We start from the raw sequence: 19,605 nt of genomic DNA, 5'->3' as shown, positions 1-19,605 counted from the left end.
GGGCTCGGCTCAATCGCACTGGTTGCTCACCCGGATCGTCGCGCACTCCGGGCAGAGCTGGAAGATCAACTGCACGCCGCCGCCGTACCGCCCGAACGTGTGAACCCCGGGCACCGGTTCCGCCGGCAGCAAGGCGATGGGCGTCAACTGCCCCCGCTTCTCCCGGTTGGGGCACGCCGGGTTCAGGCACGGGTCGTCCGGCCGGCCCTGGGCAAAGGGGCTGCACATCACGCGCTCGAACTCCTCGTCCGTTTCCGGGGCGTGGAGCCCCAGGCCGTCCATCAACTCGGCGGTCCGCTCCTTCGCGGTCGCCTGGTCGCGCGCCGAGAGCTTGCCGATGCCGAACACGCCCGCCCAGCGGCACGCGTCCTCAAGGTCGGCGGGGTCGTAACCGAACGCGCCGACTGTGATGGGGCACGTCGGAAACTCCAGCGGGTAGCCCTCGTCGTCGGGCCACGACTCTTCCGGAGAAACGTTCGGGTCGTCGTCCGGGAAGAAGGTGACCAGTTCCTCGTCGGACACCAGCCGGTAGCCCAGATCGTTGGCGCGGAAGTCGAAGCAGTAGTAGAGCGGCAGCCACCGCACGCCCGGTATGCGGATCGGGACGGCCGGGTCCGTCAGGTCCAGCCTGTGCAGCAGGTGGATCAGAATCCCGTTGCAGTCCGCCCGCGCGGTGCCCGTTCGGTCGTGCGGCCCGCCGAGGGTGTGTTCGTGCTTGCCGCGGCCCCTGGTCGCCGTTGCGATGCGGTCGCGACCGAACAGAAACGTCTTACGCGCTTTTGCCATGAATGACACCGGAAGTAGCGGGGGCGCACGCTCGGGGGTACGTGACAAAACCTCTGACATGCTACGGTTCTCCAGCTGTTTTCGGTTCGGCGAGAGGTTCCGTCGCGGGTCTTCGCTTCGTTCGCCCGGGTGCATTGTCCGGGTTTTGCGGACGCGATTTGGTGGTAGTGACGCACCAGCGAACGGGTAGCGAATCGCCCGCGGGACGGCAGTTCGTGTCCCGTCGCTGGCCCAGTCGGCGGGTGCGGTTCGTGTCGCGAGTGTCCCCCCCCCGTTACAGACCCGTGCCCCCGGGACGCGTTTGGCCGCGCGGATGGTGCTTCGGTCACGTGATTCGCACGACGCACTGTGCAGCCCCACCTACTCACCGGATGGCACTCGACGCCGCACGGGCCGTAGGCGTCCGCCGGCCAACGCCTCGCGCCGCCCACCTATTAACCTGATGGCACCGCCTCGCGCGGCTCGCTCCGGCCCACGCATGAGCGCGTGCCAGAATAAATCCCGCTCGGGGTGGCACCGCCGGCCCGGGGCAGCGGCGCTCACAAAGATCGATGCGAAGTATCAGACGGTTTTGGCGGCATCGACGGGATAATCAGGATCTCAAGCTGATCTCAGCCGTTTCACGTGAAGCGAGCGGCACACGAATGGGCCGGGGCTTTTGCCGAACCGGTTCACAACCTGGAACTTGAAAATGCTGGATCGGCCTTAATATTGTTCATCATGTTAATCCTGTCAAAATCTCTCTTCGCGAATACGAGGCCCGCGTGGGCCGAAACAAGGCCGCGATCGGCCGCCCGCTCTGCCACTCGTTCTTAATGGCATTGCAAATGCTGACCGGCGGGTGCGGAGGTGCCGAGCGATGACGGAAGCCGAATGGCTTGGGTGCGAAGACCCAGGCCATTCACGGTCCCAACGCAAGTATTTGCGAGGCAATTACTTGCGAATCTAGTGCTTGCTTGATATTGGTGAACAATTGCTCAATATCCAGCGTGACTCTCGATCAGAAACCCTCAGTTTCCCGGGGAATCTTCACTGCGACCCCTCTGGACATATGGCCACGACCGTGAATGGCCTGGTGCGAAGACCCCGAAGTCATGCTGCGGTATGCCCGCCGCAAGAAACGGGTGAGCTCGTCAGATCCTGTTGACGCCGCTCTTGCGTCTGGTAAACATGTTCACGTGGACACATTAGCAGAAGACGGGGCTCTTAATGTCTGACGCCCAACCGCCCAAATTGCTCGACCGAGTTCGGCACGCATGCCGGGTACGGCACTACAGCATCCGCACCGAGGACGCGTACCACGATTGGGCGGAGCGGTTTATTCGGTTTCACGGGATCAAGCACCCGGACCGGATGGGCGAGCCCGAGGTGAACGCGTTCCTGACCGACCTGGCGGTGACCCGCAACGTGGCCGCGTCCACCCAGAACCAGGCCCTGTGCGCGCTGCTGTTTCTGTACGCGGTGGTTCTGGAGCGGCCGCTGAACGAGCTGATGGTTGTGCGGGCGCACCGGCGGGTGCGGCTGCCGGTGGTGATGTCGCGGGACGAGGTCCGCGCGGTGCTCGCGGAACTGGAGGGCGTGCACCGGCTGGTGGCTCTGATCCAGTACGGCTCGGGGCTGCGCCTGCTGGAGTGCCTGCGGCTGCGGGTGAAGGACGTGGAGTGGGACCTGAACCAGCTCGTGGTCCGCGGGGGCAAGGGCGACAAGGACCGGCGGACGATGCTGCCGCAGGTGTGCCGGGGCCTGCTGGAGTGGCACCTGGCGGACGTGCGAAAATTGCACCAGGAGGACCTGGCGAACGGGCTGGGGGCGGTGTATGTTCCGAAGGCGTTCGCGGCAAAGAACCCGGCGGCACCGACGGCGTGGGCGTGGCAGTACGTGTTCCCGGCGCACCGGCTCTCGGTGGACCCGCGGTCCGGGGCGGCGCGCCGGCACCACCTACACGAGTCCGGGATGAACCGGGTGCTGGCGGACGCGGTGCGGGACGCTGGGGTGGACAAGCGGGTGACCAGCCACAGCTTCCGGCACAGCTTCGCGACCCACCTGATCGAATCGGGTACGGACATCCGGACCGTTCAGGAGCTATTGGGGCACGAGAGCGTCGAGACGACCATGATTTACACTCACGTGCTCAACAAAGGCGGTCGCGGGGTCACGAGCCCGCTCGACGGGTTGTAAGTTTCGCACGGACCCGTTACCTTGTTATTGCGCATATTGTGAAGACGGGTTTTGTGCGACAACTGTAGTAGCGATATCGCGTTCGGTCCGGCGCGTGTGTCGCGCGCCGGCGAAATGATCCCGTGTTATTGTGCGAAGCGTCGCACACTAAACACTGGTTCGGCAACCCTCGCGCGCATGAGGGCGCGTGCGGCGGTGGGCGTGTGGTCCGCGTGGGTGAACCCCGCGCGTCGGGCTCCGCGTGGTGCCCGTGGGTGTGTGGCGCGGCTCACCGCCGCGAGCGTGCGGTGGGCGTGGCCGGTGGTGCCGTGGGACACGGTGGGTCGGATCGGTGGTGCTCCGCCGATACGGTCGGTTGTCGGCGCGGCTCATCGCCGCGAGGTGTCGGTGGTGTGTGGCCTCCGACGTGCGGCGACACGGTGCTCCGGGTCGGCGGTGCTCCGCGTGGCCGCATCGGTGGCGCGGGCATCCGCGGATGCGCGGCGCGGACGTGAGCGAGCCGAACCCGGCGCTGCACCTGACACCGCCATCGGCCACCGTTGTCATGCTCACTTCATCCTGGCAGTGCAGGTGAGCTGCATGTTCGGCACCCAGAAGGGCGCTTGATCGCGCGTGCGGCGGCGGTGGGCGTGTGGTCCGCGTGGGTGAGCCCCGCGGGTCGGGCTCCGCGTGGTGCCGATCGGGTCTGGCGCGGCTCGCCGCCGCGAGTGGCGGGTGGTCGTGGCTGGCGGCACGTGGGGACACGGCGGTTCGGGTCGGTGGTGCTCCGCGTGGCGCCCGCCGGTGGTCGGCGCGGCTCATCGCCGCGAGGTGCGGTGGTGGGTGGCCCTCGGTGGGCCGGGACACGGTGGTGCGGGTCGGTGGTGGCTCCGCGGATGCGCGGTACGAGCGCGGGCTCCGCGGAACCGCAACGGCCAGCGACGAAGCCGAACCCGGCGCTGCACCTGACATCGCCGGCTGACTTGGGACGCACTGCTCATCCGGTGATGGCGGTGCAGGTGAGCTTGTTGTTCGGCAACCCTCGCGTGCTGGAGCGCCCGTGCGGCGGTGTGCGTGTGGTCCGCGTGGGTGAACCCCGCGCGTCGGGCTCCGCAGAGTGCCGGTGGGCGCGGGCGCGGCTCGTCGCCGCGAGGTGCGGTTGGGCGTGGCGGGCGGCGGGTGGGGACACGGCGGTTCGGGTCGGTTGCGCTCCGCCAACACCGGTCGGTGGTCGGCGCGGCTCGTCGCCGCGAGTGGGGGTGGTGGGTGGCCTCCGACGTGCGGCGACACGGTGCTCCGGGTCGGCGGTGCTCCGCGTGGCCGCATCGGTGGCGCGGGCATCCGCGGATGCGCGGCGCGGACGTGAGCGAGCCGAACCCGGCGCTGCACCTGACACCGCCCGCTGACTTGGAACGCACCGCTCACTCGGCGATGGCGGTGCAGGTGAGCTTTACGTTCGGCACCGGAAGGGGGATCGGATGCGGGTGCGGTGGCTTGTGGTCGTCGTGTTACTCGGTGCGGGGTGTGCCGGTTATTGGCTGTCACCCTGGGGCCGGCACGCGGAATCGGCCACACGACAGGAGCGACCGTTCGTCTCCCTGGAAGCCGTCGTGGCCGGATACGATGGGTGGGAGGTCGTGGCCCCGCCCCGATTGCCGGGACCATACCGCAAATCCCTTGCCGGCGGTTCATGTCTCGGGCCAGGTGGGTCGATGATCTGTCGGGCACAGGACGACGACGGCACAGTGATCGAAGAAGTACGGCTGCAGGGCGCCCCGGCCTACGCTCAACTGGTCGTGAGCTTGGACACCGCGAGCGGAGGACGCACTCTCGTCGTCATGCGCCGACCGCGCTGAGGACAGAGCCGAACCCGGCGCTGCACCTGACACCGCCGGCTGACTTGGGACGCACCGCTCATCCGATGGTGGCGGTGCAGGTGAGCTCTTTGTTCGGCAACCAGAGGGCACACGGAGTGGAGTCGGCACCACGAGCCGTGGCGGAGGTTCTGGCATCGGTGTCCGACGTTCTGTTCCCGGCCGAATCGGGCGAGCGTGCCGTCGCCCTCGACAGTCATGGGGCAGACGGTGACACCCCGCTGCACGTCTTGGCCTGGCGGCGGGACGCGGCCGGTGCGGCCGTCCTAATCGCGGCCGGGGCGGACGTGGACGCGACTGGGGACATGGGTGACACCCCGTTGCACGTCGCACTCCGGCTTCTGGACCGGCCGATGGTGGCGGTGCTGGTGCGGGCCGGGGCGCGAGCGAACATCCGGTCCGAGTTCGGGTATACCGCCGCCGAGTGGGCCGTCCGCGAGGGCGTTGCCGACTGGATGCCCGGGTGAGCGAGCCGAACCCGGCGCTGCACCTGACCGCGGTATAGTGCGTTGTTTCTGGACCGTGTCGCGGTGCCCCGCGGCAGGTGAGCTGTTCGTTCGGCAACCCCGAGGGCATGAGGGCGCGTGCGGCGGCGCTGAGCGTGTGGTCCGCGGTGGTGAGTCTCGCGTGTCGGGCTTCGCGTGGTGCCGGTCGGTGCTGGCGCGGCTCGTCGCCGCGAGGTGCGGTTGGGCGTGGCCGGCGGTGTGTGGGGACACGGCGGTTCGGGTCGGTGGCGCTCCGCGTGGTGCCCGTGGGTAGGGGCGCGGCTCGTCGCCGCGTGTAGCGGTGGGCGTGGCCCTCGATGGGCCGGGACACGGCGCATCGAGTCGGTAGCACTCCGCCCGGTCGCACCGGTGCCGCGGGCATCCGCAGATGCGCGGCGCTCGGCGTGTCGCCCGGAACCGCGGACGGCAGCGAGCCGAACCCGGCGCTGCACCTGACACCGCCCGCTGTATTGTGACGCACCGCTCATCGTGTGATGGCGGTGCAGGTGAGCTGTTCGTTCGGCAACCCCGAGGCGCTCGATCGCGGGTGCGGCAGCGCTGACGGTGTGGTCCGCGTGGGTGAACCCCGCGGGTCGGGCTCCGCGTGGTGCCCGAGTGCGACGGGCGCGGCTCATCGCCGCGAGGTGCGGTTGGTCGTGGCCTCCGGTGTGCGGCGGCACGGTGATGCGGGTGGGTGGTGCTCCGCGTGGTGCGCGTGGGTGGTCGGCGCGGCTCATCGCCGCGAGGTGCGGTGGTGGGTGGCCCTCGGTGTGCCGCGACACGGTGGGGGGTGTCGGTGGTGGCTCCGCGGATGCGACGGTGGGCGGGCTTCCGCGGATGCGCGGCGCGGGGCGTGTCGCCCGGAACCGCGGAGGCGTGCGAGCCGAACCCGGCGCTGCACCTGACACCGCCCGCTGACTTGTGACGCACCGCTCATCCGGTGATGGCGGTGCAGGTGAGCTTTATGTTCGGCAACCCTCGCGTGCATGAGCGCGCGTGCGGCGGCGGTGGCGTGTGGTCCGCGTGGGTGAACCTCGCGCGTCGGGCTCCGCGTGGTGCCGGTCGGTGCTGGCGCGGCTCGTCGCCGCGAGGTGCGGGTGGTCGTGGCCGTGGGCGCGTGGGAACACGGCGTTTCGGGTCGGTGGTGCTCCGCGTGGTGCCGGTGGTCGCGGGCGCGGCTCGGCGCCGCGAGGTGCGGTTGGGCGTGGCCTCCGGTGAGCCGCGACACGATGCACGGGCTCGGTAGTGCTCCGCCCGGCCGCATCGGGTGCGCGGGCTTCGCGGATGCGCCAAGCTCGGCGTGTCGCCCGGAACCGCGGAGGCGTGCGAGCCGAACCCGGCGCTGCACCTGACACCGCCCGCGGATTCGGGACGCACCGCTCATCCGGTGGTGGCGGTGCAGGTGAGCTTCATGTTCGGCAACCATCGCGTGCATGAATGCGCGTGCGGCGGCGGTAGGCGTGTGGTCCGCATAACGGTAGACGGTTGTGTCGCACGAGGTGGCGGGTGTCGCCGCGGCCCTGGTTGAGATGCAGCGGCGGGCCGCACGGCACCGCGCGCGTCGCGGTCTCGGGCACGGCGGATGCGCGGCGCCGGCGCGGGTTCCGCACAGCCGCGTGCGCAAGGGCGCAGAAGCGAACCGCGGACGGCAGCGCGCCGAACCCGGCGCTGCACCTGACACCGCCCGCTGATTCGGGACGCATCGCGGCTCGGGACGTCGCGGTGCAGGTGAGCTTTATGTTCGGCGGCGGAGGGCGGCGCTCGGATGGGGCAGCGATTCCTCTCATTTCGGACGGCCGAGCGAGACAACGTCTCCGAGTGGTCGCCAGCGGCGGACGCCCTTTCCCAGCGGTTGGCTGCGGTACTTGAAGCGCGCGGTTACGAGATCGACTTTGAAGCGTGCCAGTATGTTGGTATGCAGGACTGGGAGTTCCTCGCTCGAGGTCAAGACCAGGAGTTCGTGGTAGTCCTCGTGTTATGCGGCTTCCGCCCGAACCGGTGGTTCATTGTCCTCAACGACGCCCATTGCAAGCAGTTGGACTCGCCGGCCGTTGCGGCGGTGGTTCATCCCATCCTAGAAGAGGCGGTCGGGGAGTGGCCGGGCGCATCCGACTTACGGTGGCACGCAGACGCGAGCACCTTGCGCGAAGTGTAGGTATTTTGCCGAACCCGGCGCTGCACCTAACACCGCCATCTGTTCTGGGACGCATCGCTCATCCGGTGATGGCGGTGCAGGTGAGCTGTTCGTTCGGCAACCCGAGGGCGCGCGGTGGTAGAGGCGGCGTGGAGAAGAATCGAAGCGTGGCTCCAACAACATGCGCCGGAAGAACTAGCGGGTATTCGACCAGCAGCATCGAACCGTCACATCAACCACTTGGAGGACGCGACCGGCCTTCGACTTCCGCCGGAGATGGAGCAGTCGTACAAAGTCCACGATGGGAGCTGGGGCTTGTGGATGTTCCCACATGGTGGCGGTGCGCTAGCGACGATTCAGGCCATCGAAGGCGAGTGGTTACGATGGCAAGAAGTGGCGGCTGAGGGTTGGTTCGCAGAAATGGGTTCCGAACCAGAAGGGCCAATCAAGCCAGTCCACTGGAACTCACAGTGGCTCCCGGTCACCGATGCGGGGTCGGGCAATCACTTCTGTGTCGATTTGGACCCCGCACCGGGTGGGAAGGTTGGGCAGATCATTTGGTTCGATCACGAGGTTGGACCCGTGCGGGTGGTTGCCAGTGGGTTTGCCGCGTGGTTGGAGCAGTACGCAACAGCCCTAGAATCTGGCCGGTATGCGTATCACCCGACCGAGGGCGTCATCGACACACAAGAGGCCGAACCCGGCGCTGCACCTGACACCGCCCGCTGATTCGGGACTCACCGCATCCTGCATCATGGCGGTGCAGGTGAGCTTTATGTTCGGCGAGAGAGGCACAGGGGGCGCGATGGCTGGTAAGCTCATGAAACGAGACGCCATCATCGACCTCGTCAAGAGCGAGCACCGGACGAACGCGCGCCGACGTCGTGAGGGGCTGACCCGCCATCCGGTCGTCGGGATCGTGTGCGGTTGCACGCTCCCGGACTGCGGCGGCTGGCACGCGATCGTCACCGAACGGACGATCCCGACGGAGGCGGAGGCCGACGCCACTTTGGCTACCAAGCAGGCCGCTCGTAAGGCGTCCAAGCGGGCTCGTAAGGCCACTGTGGTCCGCAAGTGGCGCAAGCCGGCCGAACCCGACACTGCACCGGACCCAACCGCGTGATTGGTGTCGCGTCGCAGCACCGCCGCCGTGGCGCGGCGGCTGTGGTCCCGGCGCAAGGCCGCCGAACCCGGCGCTGCACCTGACACCGCCATGTAGTTTGGATGGCATCGCTCCCTTGGAGGGCGCGGTGCAGGTGAGCTCAATGTTCGGCCACCCCAAGCCGCATGAGCGCGCGTGCGGTGGCGGTGTGCGTGTGGTCCGCGTGGGTGACGCCCGCGGGTCGGGCTCCGCGTGGTGCCGATCGGGGCGGGCGCGGCTCGCCGCCGCGAGGTGCGGTTGGGGTGGCCCTTGGTGTGTGAGGACACGGTGGTGCGGGTCGGTGGTGCTCCGCGTGGTGCCCGTGGGTGGCCGGCGCGGCTCATCGCCGCGAGGTGCGGTGGTGGGTGGCCGGCGGTGGGCCGCGACACGGCGCATCGGGTCGGCGGTGGCTCCGCTCGGCCGCACCGGTGGCACGGGCGCCGCGGATCCGCGTAGCTCGGCGCATGGCCCGGAACCGCGGAGGTCAGCGAGCCGAACCCGGCGCTGCACCTGACACCGCCCGCTGTTCCGGGACGCATCGCTCATCCGATGATGGCGGTGCAGGTGAGCTGTTCGTTCGGCAACCCCGAGGGCGCAGGAGCGCCCGTGCGGCGGAAGGCGTGTGGTCCGCGTGGGTTGAACCCCGCGGGTCGGGCTCTGCGTGGTGCCGATCGGGTCTGGCGCGGCTCGCCGCCGCGAGGTGTGGTTGGGCGTGGCCGGGTGTGGGTGGGGACACGGTGGTTCGGGTCGGTGGCGCTCCGCGTGGTGCCCGTGGGTGGCAGGCGCGGCTCATCGCCGCGGGTGGCGGTGGTGGGTGGCCGGCGGTGGGCCGCGACACGGTGGGTCGGGTCGGTGCCGCTCCGCTCGGCCGCACCGGGGCGCGGGCTCCGCGGATGCGCGGCGCCCGGCGTGTCGCCCGAAACCGCGGAGGTCAGCGAGCCGAACCCGGCGCTGCACCTGACACCGCCATCGAATCTGCGTTCTGTTGCTCACTGTATGATGGCGGTGCAGGTGAGCTTTATGTTCGGCCACCATCGCGTGCAGGAGCGCGCGTGCGGCGGTGGTGGGCGTGTGGTCCGCGATGGTGAGTCTCGTGCATCGGGCTCCGCGTGGTGCCGATCGGGTCTGGCGCGGCTCGCCGCCGCGAGGTGCGGTGGGCGTGGCCGGTGGCGGGTGGGGACACGGCGGTTCGGGTCGGTGGTGCTCCGCGTGGTACCCGTGGGTGTCTGGCGCGGCTCATCGCCGCGAGGTGCGGTGGTGGGTGGCCTCCGGTGGGCCGCGACACGGTGGTGCGGGTCGGTGGTGGCTCCGCTCGCACGCACCGGTGGGTGGGCTCGCGCGGATGCGTGGCGCGGACGTGAGCGAGCCGAACCCGGCGCTGCACCTGACACCGCCCGCGGATTCGGGACGCACCGCTCCCTTGGAGGGGCGGTGCAGGTGAGCTGTTCGTTCGGCAACCCCAAGCCGCTCGATCGCGGGTGCGGTGGCGCTGACGGTGTGGTTCGCGTGAGTGAACCCCGCGTGTCGTGCTCCGCGTGGTGCCGGTGGTAACTGGCGCGGCTCATCGCCGCGAGGTGCGGTGGTCGTGGCCGGGTGCGGGTGGGCACACGGCGGGTCGGGTCGGTGATGCTCCGCGTGGTGCCCGTGGGTGCTGGCGCGGCTCGCCGCCGCGAGGTGCGGGTGGGCGTGGCCGGGTGCGGGTGGGGACACGGTGATTGCGGGTCGGTGGTGCTCCGCCGATACGGGTCGGTGGTGGGCGCGGCTCATCGCCGCGAGGTGCGGTGGTGTGTGGCCCTCGGTGGGCCGGGACACGGTGGTGGGTGTCGGTGGTGGCTCCGCGGATCCGCGGTACGAGCGCGGGCTCCGCGGAACCGCAACGGCCCGCGCAGAAGCCGAACCCGGCGCTGCACCTGACACCGCCCGCTGAACTGCGACGCACCGCATCCTGCATCATGGCGGTGCAGGTGAGCTGTTTGTTCGGCCACCCGAGTTGCTCGATCGCGCGTGCGGCGGTGGGCGTGTGGTCCGCGAAGGTGAATCCCGAGGGTCGGGCTCCGCGTGGTGCCCGTGGGTGTGTGGCGCGGCTCGTCGCCGCGAGGTGCGGTGGGCGCGGCCGGTGGCGGGTGCGGACACGGCGTGTCGGTTCGGTGGCGCTCCGCGTGGTGCCGATCGGGTCTGGCGCGGCTCGCCGCCGCGAGGTGTGGTTGGGCGTGGCCGGGCGCGGGTGGGGACACGGCGGTTCGTGTCGGTGGTGCTCCGCGTGGCGCCCGTAGGTGGCGGGCGCGGCTCATCGCCGCGGGTGGCGGTGGTGGGTGGCCTCCGATGTGTCGCGACACGGCGCATCGGGTTGGGGGTGCTCCGCCCGGCCGCACCGGTGGCACGGGCTCCGCGGAGCCGCGGTGCGGCGCGTGTCGCCCGGAACCGCGGAGGTCAGTGAGCCGAACCCGGCGCTGCACCTGACACCGCCATCGGCCATAGTTGTGTCGCTCACTGTATCCTGGCGGTGCAGGTGAGCTTGTTGTTCGGCGGCGGAAGGCCCCTCGGCTCGCGGAGGCGTGGATGCTGTTCGGACCGCTGACGCTGGTGTTGGACTCTTCCCGCGAGAACCAGTTTTGGGGAGCCGTCCTACTGGTGCTGTGCGCGACGGCATTTGCTTCCGCCATCGTCCGGCCGCGACCGTGGTCGCTCGTACTGGCCGCGCTGGCCGCCGTTCTGTGGCTGATTGCCGGGTGGCTCGGAGTTGGCATCAACTGCTAAGCCGTAGACGCCGAACCCGGCGCTGCACCTGACACCGCCAGCTGATTGGGGACGCATCGCTCATCGGGTGATGGCGGTGCAGGTGAGCTTCATTGTTCGGCAACCAGAGGGCACGACGGGTGGGGAATCGCCGGGCGCGAGAGCTAATGCTGCGGCAGGCCGACGAGGCCGACTGGGCGCGGGTTCGCACCCAGCCGCGACCAGCGTACAGCGACCCGCACGCACGCGGCATCGGTATGCGGCGGCTGCAGCTCATTGTCTCCCCGTCGTTCGAGATGCCGTCAGTGTGGGACGTGCGGCAGGTGTGGGGTGCCCAGCGCGGCCAGGAGTGGCAACTGATCCGGCCGCGGGTCGTCTCGTCGGAGCCGGCGCTGTTGGTGACCGGGCACGACGTGGTGCCGCTGCCGTCGACCGCAGTCGCCGCGTACTTCGAGCGTGTCACCGCCCTCACCCTCCCGCTTTGCCCGGACTTGAGCGGGTACGGCGGGGCCGACGGCACGTTGTACGAGTTAGCGGTGAACGGGGACTTGTACTCCGGATGGCGGTTCCAATGGTGGTCCGACTGGCCGGAGCAATGGCGTCCGCTGGTGAACTTGGCCGAGGAGATGCACGCGGCGTTCACGGTTGCAGTTGGCCAAGACGCCGAACCCGGCGCTGCACCTGACACCGCCGGCTGATTCGGAACGCACTGCTCATCGAGACGGGCGGTGCAGGTGAGCTTTATGTTCGGCAACCCAGAGGGCGCAAGAATGCGATCCCGCGTCGCGGTCCTGGCGGTTGCCACCACCCTCTCGGTCGTGGCCGTCGTGGCGGTTCGTCAGCGCTCCGCCGCCCCACCTGAAGCCATCGCGGCAACAGAGCGCGTGGCCGCTGCGGTTGTCGCGTCCGATCGCACCGCGCTGGCCGTCGAGCCGCTGCTCCGCGGGGACGCGGGAACAGTCGATTGGCTCCTCCGACATCAGCCGGCTCTGGTCGGTGGGTACCGTGTGTCGGTCGTCCGGAATGGGGCCAGTGGTTATCACCTGCTTTCCGAGGAACTGGTGTACCACCTGGGCGTAATTGACACGCCAACGGGTACGATGCTGCTGGGCTTCCGCTCAACCGCGGACGGCGCGCTGGTGTTCGTGACGGCTTCGTTTTCGGACTTCCCAGCAGCTCGATAGAAGCCGAACCCGGCGCTGCACCTGACACCGCCATCGGGTTTGGGACGCACCGCTCATCCGGTGATGGCGGTGCAGGTGAGCTGTTCGTTCGGCAACCCGAGGGCGCGCGGATGGCGGAAGCCCAACCAGACGACTGGTGGCCGGACGAGGAGTACGTCCCGTATCTCGAGGCCGAGCAGCGGCTGTACGCTTGGGTGCTGGCCCGGGTCGGCGGCGTCGAGTCGGGCGAGGCGATGCGGCGGGCGGTCGCCCGGTTCCACTACGAGCCGATGGCCGAGCGGGGCCTGATGACCCACGCCGGGGCGTGGCGAATCGCCATGTGCGATCTATTCGGGGACCACTGCCACAGCCCGGCCGAGTTCGGTCTGGCCGCCGAGTACGCGGCCGAGGAGCGGCGGTGGTTCCACGACGAGTAAAGGCACGCCGAACCCGGCGCTGCACCTGACACCGCCATCTGATCTGGGTTGTATTGCTCATTCGATCCTGGCGGTGCAGGTGAGCTATTTGTTCGGCGGCGGAGGCCAGCGGAGGGGCGATGCTCGACATCGGAGTCGGTGACGCGCTTCACAAGCCATCCGACCCGGCCGAGCCGTCGCTCGGGTTCGAGGGCGATGACGGGTACTACTGGTTCCTGCACCCGCTGTTCGAACGGCTGGCGGGCGAGACCGGGCAGTACATCGACCTGTACGGGTACGCCCTATTCGCCGGGCCGGACCTGCTCGCCCTGTCCCGGATGCTGTCGGAGGCCCGCCGCCTGGTGCAGGGGCAGCCGGAGTCGTGGAGCGTGCAGACCGCCGTCGCCCCGGTGCTGCATCGGCGGGTCACGCGGACCGAGTTCCTTCGGCTGCTCTCGGCTTGGGAGCGGGCGGCATCTCGGGCGCAGGAGTTGAGCCGGGCAGTGATCTGCTTCGGGGACTGACAAGGCACGCCGAACCCGGCGCTGCACCTGACCCGGCCGCGCGGTCTGGATGGCGTTGCTCCCTGTGACGTGGCCGGGCAGGTGAGCTTTATGTTCGGCCACCCCAAGCCGCATGAGGGCGCGTGCGGCGCTGACGGTGTGGTCCGCGTCGGGTCAGACGGTCGTGTGGTGCTCCGCGTGGTGCCCGCCGGTGGCCCGCGCGGCTCGTCGCCGCGAGTGGCGGTTGGGCGTGGCCGGGTGCGGGCGGGGACACGGTGATTGCGGGTCGGTGGTGCTCCGCGTGGTGCCGGTGGGTGGCGGGCGCGGCTCATCGCCGCGAGGTGCGGTGGTGGGTGGCCTGCGATGGGTCGGGGCACGGCGCGCGGGTTCGGTGGTGCTCCGCCCGGTCGCACCGGTGGCACGGGCTCCGCGGATGCGCGGCACGGGGCGTGAGCGAGCCGAACCCGGCGCTGCACCTGACACCGCCCGCTGATCCGGGGCGCACCGCTCATCGTGTGATGGCGGTGCAGGTGAGCTTTATGTTCGGCAAGAGAGGGCTTAGGCGGTGGCAGACCTGTGGCGGGACTGGCCCCACCGATGGTTCGGCTTCTTCTGCTGGGAGTCCACGCAGGACGATGTGTTCCCGTCCCTCGGTCGTCTCCTCGATGCGTCCTGGCAGGTGGCGGACCGAGCGGAACTGCTGGAGTACCTGCGGCAGACGCCGGTGTGCTGGTCCACGCAGCCGAGCTACTGCCCATGTTCGCTGTGCGGCGAGTCGCTGACCGACAATGCGACCTGGCGGTGGGATGGGGAGTGGCTCTGGCCGCACACGCTGGCGCACTACGTCGAGCGGCACGGGCTGCGGTTGCCCGACGCGCTCGTCGCCCGGATCCGCGGCCGGGGGCATGTGCCGCCGCAGCTCCGAGCTTGCGACTTGGACGCAGCGTGGCGGGTCAACGCCACTATCGACGAGGTCGCGGCCGGGCGGGAGCCGCCTGCCGAGTAAAGGCCCGCCGAACCCGGCGCTGCACCGGACCGCTGTAAACTACGCACTCGGTAGACCGTGTCGCGGCGTGCGCGGCCGGTGAGCTATTTGTTCGGCTACAGAATTGGAGGCGTTTTGGTGGCACCAGAAGCAGCGGTTACCCGGCTCGCAGAGATCATCGCCGCGCGAACCGAGTTCACCGAGGATGACATCTACGCTGCGATGGCCGCCACCGGGATCCCAGACCCGGTTGCCGACCGCGCGTACAAATTCACCCAGACTGCTTGGGGGCGAGGATTCCTCGACGGCATGGGGGTTCAATTCGGTACCGAGTATCTGTGTTTCAATGCGGGCGGAGAGGTGATCGAGTCTGGCAAACTGATCGAGCAACCGTACTACGTGGCAGCGGTCCGATTGCTCCCGCAATACGCCCGAACAGCAGGGTTTCAGTCGTTCGTTCTCATGTCGGCTGATGTGAATACGGTCAACAGCGCGCTGCATGCCGGGTCCAAGCCCGAGAACTTGGTCATGGGGCCGGCGGCTTTCTTCATGGAGGCACCGACCCCGGCTGGTATGGCCAAAGTGCAGCGGCTCCTGTCCGAGCGGGCGTCGTCGGGCAACCGCAACGGTTCGGGTGCCCTCCAGCCAGCCGCCGACAAGAAGCCGTGGTGGCGGTTCTGGTAGTTCGCAAGGCACGCCGAACCGGGCGCTGCACCTGACACCGCCGGCTGATTGGGACGCACCGCTCATCCGATGATGGCGGTGCAGGTGAGCTAATTGTTCGGCCACCGGAGCGCACCGATGGGTAGGTCGGCGAATCCGCTCTTGCCCTTGTGGTGCGACCTCGACCGCCTGCTGTTGCGGGAGTTCATGTGCCTGCCGTGGGAGTCGCAGAACCCGGCGGTCCACGCTGTCTGGGAGCGACTGACCCGCCCTGACAACTTGGTCGCGCTGGAGAACTGGGGGCTGGGCGTGGAGTCCTTCAACGAGTTCGCCAGGGAGTCCACGCTCCGGGCGCTCGCCGAATGCAGGGCGCGGGTTGCCGAGCAAGCCGAACCCGGCGCTGCACCTGACACCGCCGTCTGATTCGGGACGCATCGCTCATCCGGTGATGGCGGTGCAGGTGAGCTGTTTGTTCGGCAACCGGAGGGCTCGCGGTGGCGACGCAAGACGACCCACTGGCGCGGCTCATCGGCGCCCGGTTCCGCCAGCACGAGCGGGGCTTGATATCCGCCGAGGAACTCGGCACCTTGGTCGTCCTCGAACTGGCCCGCGTCCGCGCGTTCCACCTGGTCGAGGAGGCTGTCGGCCGGCTCCCGGCCGCAGCGGCGGTCGCCGCTCGGCGGTACGCGGAGGAGATCGCCGTCCCAAGCTGGTCCGTGCTTCCCTGGGGGGTGGGGCCTGCCCCGACACCGAAGCAGCACGCCGAGGGTCTGGCCGCGCTCAGGCGGGTCGCCGGGCAGGTGCTCACGGTCCTGATCGGCACCACCCCGGAGGCCGAACCCGGCGCTGCACCTGACACCGCCGCCTGATTCGGGACGAGTCGCTCACTGTATCATGGCGGTGCAGGTGAGCTTATTGTTCGGCAACCCGAGGGCGCGCGGATGGCGGAAGCCCAACCAGACGACTGGTGGCCGGACGAGGAGTACGTCCCGTATCTCGAGGCCGAGCAGCGGCTGTACGCTTGGGTGCTGGCCCGGGTCGGCGGCGTCGAGTCGGGCGAGGCGATGCGGCGGGCGGTCGCCCGGTTCCACTACGAGCCGATGGCCGAGCGGGGCCTGATGACCCACGCCGGGGCGTGGCGAATCGCCATGTGCGATCTATTCGGGGACCACTGCCACAGCCCGGCCGAGTTCGGTCTGGCCGCCGAGTACGCGGCCGAGGAGCGGCGGTGGTTCCACGACGAGTAAAGGCACGCCGAACCCGGCGCTGCACCTGACACCGCCATCTGATCTGGGTTGTATTGCTCATTCGATCCTGGCGGTGCAGGTGAGCTATTTGTTCGGCAGCGGAGGTTGCGCGTGTCCCAGAAAGCCGCGCTCACGATCCTGCATGTGGTGATGGGTGCGCTCATCACGCTCGGCGGGATGCAGGTAGCCGGGTCGATCGCGTCCGAGCAGCCGTTGGGTGCGCTGATGGTGCTGGCCGTGTCGGCCGTCATGCCACCACTGATCGCAACCCGCGTGGCATGGGCGAGTGGCTTCGCGGCCGGGCGTGTCGTCAGGAACACTCGAGGCGCCGAACCCGGCGCTGCACCTGACACCGCCATCTGATCTGCGTTGTGTTGCTCACTCGATCCTGGCAGTGCAGGTGAGCTTTATGTTCGGCACTGCAGCAAAGGAGAACGCGGATGGCTTTTGAGTGGGAATATCCGCTGTTCTTTGTGGCACGCGAAGCCACCACCGATGTGAGCCTATCGGTTCCGAATGTAACCTTCCACGACATTGTGACGCTCAGCGATCCGAACAAGCCATCAGGCGTAGCTGTTTTCACAGACCGCGCGGCCGCAGAGCAGTTCCGAGACGAGTACGCGGCCGTCAGCGAGGTCTTCGAGCTACCAACCGCGGGCGCGTTTGCGGTCATGCTCCAGCAGGTCCGCAAGATCGCCCAGACTGTTGCGTTTGACCCGTACCGCCTGGGCTATCAGACTCAGGTTGCCCCAATTGAGGATGTCCTACGCGGACTTTAATTGGAGCCCCGGAAACGGCGTAGTGCCGTAACAGCAACTCAGCAGCCGCGCCCGTGATGGTCACACTGGCGGTTCCTAATACGGTGCCCATCATTTTCTCCAAGAGCCGAACCCGGCGCTGCACCTGACACCGCCATCTGGTCCGTAGCCCGAAGGTAACTGAGGCATGGCGGTGCAGGTGAGCTTGTTGTTCGGCAACCCCGAGGGCATGAGGGCGCGTGCGGCGGCGCTGAGCGTGTGGTCCGCGGTGGTGAGTCTCGCGTGTCGGGCTTCGCGTGGTGCCGGTCGGTGCTGGCGCGGCTCGTCGCCGCGAGGTGCGGTTGGGCGTGGCCGGCGGTGTGTGGGGACACGGCGGTTCGGGTCGGTGGCGCTCCGCGTGGTGCCCGTGGGTAGGGGCGCGGCTCGTCGCCGCGTGTAGCGGTGGGCGTGGCCCTCGATGGGCCGGGACACGGCGCATCGAGTCGGTAGCACTCCGCCCGGTCGCACCGGTGCCGCGGGCATCCGCAGATGCGCGGCGCTCGGCGTGTCGCCCGGAACCGCGGACGGCAGCGAGCCGAACCCGGCGCTGCACCTGACACCGCCCGCTGTATTGTGACGCACCGCTCATCGTGTGATGGCGGTGCAGGTGAGCTGTTCGTTCGGCAACCCCAAGGCGCTCGATCGCGCGTGCGGCGGCGCTGAACGTATGGTCCGCAAAGGTGAACAGTGCGTGTCGGGCTCCGCGTGGTGCCCGCGAGTGGCCGGCGCGGCTCATCGCCGCGAGGTGCGGTTGGGCGTGGCGGGCAGTGAGTGGGGACACGGTGGCGCGAGTCGGTGGGGCTCCGCGTGGTGCCGATCAGGGCTGGCGCGGCTCGTCGCCGCGGGTGGCGGTTGGTGCCGGCCTCCGGTGGGCCGCGGCACGGTACGTCGGATCGGTGGTGCTCCGCACGCTCGCATTGGTGGCACGCGCACAGCGGATGCGCGGCGCTCAGCGTGAGGCCCGGAACCGCCGAGGTAAGCGAGCCGAACCCGGCGCTGCACCTGACACCGCCATCTGATTCGGGACGCACCGCTCACTGTATCATGGCGGTGCAGGTGAGCTTTATGTTCGGCCACCCGAGGGCGCTCGATCGCGCGGGCGGCGGTGGTGGGCGTGTGGCCCGCGTGGGTGAACCTCGCGCGTCGGGCTCCGCGTGGTGCCCGTGGGTGTGTGGCGCGGCTCGTCGCCGCGAGTGGCGGTTGGGCGTGGCCGGCGGCGCGTGGGGACACGGTGGTGCGGGTCGGTGGTGCTCCGCGTGTGGCCCGCTGGTGGTTGGCGCGGCTCGTCGCCGCCAGGTGCGGTTGGTGCCGGCCTCCGGTGGGCCGGGACACGGCGGGTGGGTCGGTGGTGCTCCGCTCGGCCGCGACGGTGGGCGGGCTTCCGCGGATGCGCGGCGCGGGGCGTGTCGCCCGGAACCGCGGAGGCGTGCGAGCCGAACCCGGCGCTGCACCTGACACCGCCCGCTGACTTGTGACGCACCGCTCATCCGGTGATGGCGGTGCAGGTGAGCTTTATGTTCGGCAACCCAAGGGCGCGCGGAATGGGGACGGTGGTGCCGGCTGAATACTTGATCGCCGTGGTGGACCTCGCCGCCTACCGCACGTTCGTTGCCCCGGATTGGACCCTTGACGCGATTCGGGAGCACTTCGCCGCCGAGATAGCCCGTGGTACGATGCTCGCCTGGGGCACCGGGGCGTCCGGAAACTGGCGAGTCGAGGTAATCCGCGACCGCGCCGGCGGCGGGTTCCGGGAGTGCGCCGGCCGGGTCCGGGCCACGACGGGGCAACTGCACCTGACCAGCTACGACGAGTTGACGGTGGCTGCTCAGTTCCGCGACGTGCGGCTTCCCCGGGCGGGAACTGAGGCATGGGCGGTGGCAGTCGAGCCGGGGTGGTACGACTGCCGGGTGGTGCAGCTGTACGACCCCGGGCTGGCCGAGAGCGAGGTCGTGTTTCACCAGGAGACGCCACACTTCCGGCTCGAGCTGGTCGCGACCGGGGGCAAGGGCCGGCGGTCACGAGTCGCTGGGGTGCCGTGGTTCCCGACCGCGTAGGCTCAGAGGCCGAACCCGGCGCTGCACCTGACACCGCCATCGGATCTGGGACGCATTGCGGCCTGCATTGTGGCGGTGCAGGTGAGCTGTTCGTTCGGCCCCAGAAAGCTCTTTCAACCGGCGTCGCGGCAGCCGTACAAGCCGCATAGCGATGGGTGTCCGAGTGGAGGTCTGCGAGGGCGAGTCGCTCACGTCGGCCCTGCGGAGGTTCCGCAAGTACGTCCGGTCGGCGAACGTGATGTACGAGTACCGCTGGCACGACGAGTTCACCAAGCGGTGCGAGGAGCGGCGGCGGCGCAAGGGCAACGCCAAGCGGCGGGCCCAAGGGTTGCGGTCGTGGCGGGAGTACCAGCGTGAGTGCGAGTCTGAGGCCAACTGGCCCGACCCGCCGCGTCCATCCTTGTAGGCCGGCTGGCCCCGCCCCGCAAATGCACGGCGCGGGGGTCGCAGAAGCCGAACCCGGC

At 69.3% G+C, this 19,605-nt stretch carries 21 protein-coding genes; 20 read left to right on the top strand and 1 reads right to left on the bottom strand.

Going from position 1 to position 19,605, the window contains the following annotated elements; genetic code table 11:
* Window positions 1-9 precede the first annotated feature (9 nt).
* Window positions 10-786 (bottom strand): hypothetical protein, encoded by a 777-nt coding sequence (locus GobsT_RS05715; RefSeq protein WP_010036107.1) that lies wholly within the window; start codon window positions 784-786, stop codon window positions 10-12.
* 1,209 nt (window positions 787-1,995) lie between these two features.
* Between GobsT_RS05715 and GobsT_RS05710 the strand changes: the two genes are divergently transcribed.
* The 20 genes from GobsT_RS05710 to rpsU all read left to right on the top strand — a co-directional run bounded on the left by GobsT_RS05710 (window position 1,996) and on the right by rpsU (window position 19,547).
* Entirely contained in the window at window positions 1,996-2,964 is a 969-nt protein-coding gene (locus tag GobsT_RS05710; protein ID WP_010036109.1) for an integron integrase, read from the top strand.
* 832 nt (window positions 2,965-3,796) lie between these two features.
* The gene (locus tag GobsT_RS40390) at window positions 3,797-3,925 is read left to right on the top strand and encodes a hypothetical protein (protein ID WP_261341489.1); all 129 of its coding nucleotides are present in this window, start codon (window positions 3,797-3,799) and stop codon (window positions 3,923-3,925) included.
* Window positions 3,926-4,957: 1,032 nt separating this feature from the next.
* Window positions 4,958-5,284, top strand: a complete 327-nt coding sequence (locus tag GobsT_RS05690) for an ankyrin repeat domain-containing protein (protein WP_197905097.1) — start codon at window positions 4,958-4,960, stop codon at window positions 5,282-5,284.
* 1,783 nt (window positions 5,285-7,067) lie between these two features.
* Complete coding sequence (locus GobsT_RS37510; protein WP_010036112.1) at window positions 7,068-7,457, top strand: hypothetical protein; 390 nt, start codon at window positions 7,068-7,070, stop codon at window positions 7,455-7,457.
* A 114-nt stretch (window positions 7,458-7,571) separates the two neighbouring features.
* Window positions 7,572-8,165 carry an SMI1/KNR4 family protein gene (locus GobsT_RS40935; RefSeq protein WP_071529248.1) on the top strand — a complete coding sequence of 198 codons (594 nt, stop codon included), beginning with the start codon at window positions 7,572-7,574 and terminating at the stop codon, window positions 8,163-8,165.
* A gap of 76 nt (window positions 8,166-8,241) precedes the next feature.
* Complete coding sequence (locus GobsT_RS05665; protein WP_010036114.1) at window positions 8,242-8,559, top strand: hypothetical protein; 318 nt, start codon at window positions 8,242-8,244, stop codon at window positions 8,557-8,559.
* A 2,577-nt stretch (window positions 8,560-11,136) separates the two neighbouring features.
* A complete protein-coding gene (locus GobsT_RS05640) occupies window positions 11,137-11,334 on the top strand; it encodes a hypothetical protein (protein ID WP_010036115.1) in 198 nt (65 codons plus the stop codon).
* Between the two features lie 146 nt (window positions 11,335-11,480).
* On the top strand, window positions 11,481-12,011 hold the full coding sequence (locus GobsT_RS05635) for a hypothetical protein (protein WP_010036117.1): 531 nt from the start codon (window positions 11,481-11,483) through the stop codon (window positions 12,009-12,011).
* 72 nt (window positions 12,012-12,083) lie between these two features.
* Window positions 12,084-12,497 carry a hypothetical protein gene (locus GobsT_RS05630; RefSeq protein ID WP_010047339.1) on the top strand — a complete coding sequence of 138 codons (414 nt, stop codon included), beginning with the start codon at window positions 12,084-12,086 and terminating at the stop codon, window positions 12,495-12,497.
* Window positions 12,498-12,607: 110 nt separating this feature from the next.
* Window positions 12,608-12,913: a hypothetical protein gene (locus tag GobsT_RS05625; RefSeq protein WP_010036119.1), complete on the top strand. Its 306-nt coding sequence runs from the start codon at window positions 12,608-12,610 to the stop codon at window positions 12,911-12,913.
* A gap of 119 nt (window positions 12,914-13,032) precedes the next feature.
* Complete coding sequence (locus tag GobsT_RS05620; protein ID WP_010036122.1) at window positions 13,033-13,416, top strand: hypothetical protein; 384 nt, start codon at window positions 13,033-13,035, stop codon at window positions 13,414-13,416.
* A gap of 544 nt (window positions 13,417-13,960) precedes the next feature.
* Window positions 13,961-14,401, top strand: coding sequence for a hypothetical protein (locus GobsT_RS05610; protein ID WP_010036124.1), 441 nt, complete (start codon window positions 13,961-13,963; stop codon window positions 14,399-14,401).
* Between the two features lie 78 nt (window positions 14,402-14,479).
* On the top strand, window positions 14,480-15,064 hold the full coding sequence (locus GobsT_RS05605; RefSeq protein ID WP_109571255.1) for a hypothetical protein: 585 nt from the start codon (window positions 14,480-14,482) through the stop codon (window positions 15,062-15,064).
* Window positions 15,065-15,181: 117 nt separating this feature from the next.
* Window positions 15,182-15,466: a hypothetical protein gene (locus tag GobsT_RS05600; RefSeq protein WP_010036128.1), complete on the top strand. Its 285-nt coding sequence runs from the start codon at window positions 15,182-15,184 to the stop codon at window positions 15,464-15,466.
* Window positions 15,467-15,537: 71 nt separating this feature from the next.
* The gene (locus tag GobsT_RS05595; protein WP_010036130.1) at window positions 15,538-15,912 is read left to right on the top strand and encodes a hypothetical protein; all 375 of its coding nucleotides are present in this window, start codon (window positions 15,538-15,540) and stop codon (window positions 15,910-15,912) included.
* A gap of 72 nt (window positions 15,913-15,984) precedes the next feature.
* Window positions 15,985-16,290: a hypothetical protein gene (locus tag GobsT_RS05590; protein ID WP_010036119.1), complete on the top strand. Its 306-nt coding sequence runs from the start codon at window positions 15,985-15,987 to the stop codon at window positions 16,288-16,290.
* A gap of 111 nt (window positions 16,291-16,401) precedes the next feature.
* Complete coding sequence (locus GobsT_RS05585) at window positions 16,402-16,653, top strand: hypothetical protein (protein ID WP_010036135.1); 252 nt, start codon at window positions 16,402-16,404, stop codon at window positions 16,651-16,653.
* A gap of 77 nt (window positions 16,654-16,730) precedes the next feature.
* A complete protein-coding gene (locus tag GobsT_RS05580) occupies window positions 16,731-17,069 on the top strand; it encodes a hypothetical protein (protein ID WP_010036137.1) in 339 nt (112 codons plus the stop codon).
* Between the two features lie 1,568 nt (window positions 17,070-18,637).
* On the top strand, window positions 18,638-19,141 hold the full coding sequence (locus tag GobsT_RS05565; RefSeq protein WP_148087614.1) for a hypothetical protein: 504 nt from the start codon (window positions 18,638-18,640) through the stop codon (window positions 19,139-19,141).
* A gap of 151 nt (window positions 19,142-19,292) precedes the next feature.
* On the top strand, window positions 19,293-19,547 hold the full coding sequence (rpsU, locus tag GobsT_RS05560) for a 30S ribosomal protein S21 (RefSeq protein ID WP_010036141.1): 255 nt from the start codon (window positions 19,293-19,295) through the stop codon (window positions 19,545-19,547).
* Window positions 19,548-19,605 lie beyond the last annotated feature (58 nt).

This window comes from Gemmata obscuriglobus, assembly GCF_008065095.1.
Lineage (GTDB): Bacteria > Planctomycetota > Planctomycetia > Gemmatales > Gemmataceae > Gemmata > Gemmata obscuriglobus.
The sequence above is the reverse complement of the archived record's forward strand: the minus strand, read 5'-3'. Positions and strand labels throughout refer to the sequence as shown.

Coding starts and splice junctions, on each gene's coding strand:
- GobsT_RS05590 (WP_010036119.1), top strand. CDS start 15,985: ATGGCGGAAGCCCAACCAGACGACTGGTGGCCGGACGAGGAGTACGTC.
- GobsT_RS05600 (WP_010036128.1), top strand. CDS start 15,182: ATGGGTAGGTCGGCGAATCCGCTCTTGCCCTTGTGGTGCGACCTCGAC.
- GobsT_RS05715 (WP_010036107.1), bottom strand. CDS start 786: ATGGCAAAAGCGCGTAAGACGTTTCTGTTCGGTCGCGACCGCATCGCA.
- GobsT_RS05710 (WP_010036109.1), top strand. CDS start 1,996: ATGTCTGACGCCCAACCGCCCAAATTGCTCGACCGAGTTCGGCACGCA.
- GobsT_RS37510 (WP_010036112.1), top strand. CDS start 7,068: ATGGGGCAGCGATTCCTCTCATTTCGGACGGCCGAGCGAGACAACGTC.
- GobsT_RS05640 (WP_010036115.1), top strand. CDS start 11,137: ATGCTGTTCGGACCGCTGACGCTGGTGTTGGACTCTTCCCGCGAGAAC.
- GobsT_RS05635 (WP_010036117.1), top strand. CDS start 11,481: ATGCTGCGGCAGGCCGACGAGGCCGACTGGGCGCGGGTTCGCACCCAG.
- GobsT_RS05630 (WP_010047339.1), top strand. CDS start 12,084: ATGCGATCCCGCGTCGCGGTCCTGGCGGTTGCCACCACCCTCTCGGTC.
- GobsT_RS05625 (WP_010036119.1), top strand. CDS start 12,608: ATGGCGGAAGCCCAACCAGACGACTGGTGGCCGGACGAGGAGTACGTC.
- GobsT_RS05580 (WP_010036137.1), top strand. CDS start 16,731: ATGGCTTTTGAGTGGGAATATCCGCTGTTCTTTGTGGCACGCGAAGCC.
- GobsT_RS05665 (WP_010036114.1), top strand. CDS start 8,242: ATGGCTGGTAAGCTCATGAAACGAGACGCCATCATCGACCTCGTCAAG.
- GobsT_RS05620 (WP_010036122.1), top strand. CDS start 13,033: ATGCTCGACATCGGAGTCGGTGACGCGCTTCACAAGCCATCCGACCCG.
- rpsU (WP_010036141.1), top strand. CDS start 19,293: ATGGGTGTCCGAGTGGAGGTCTGCGAGGGCGAGTCGCTCACGTCGGCC.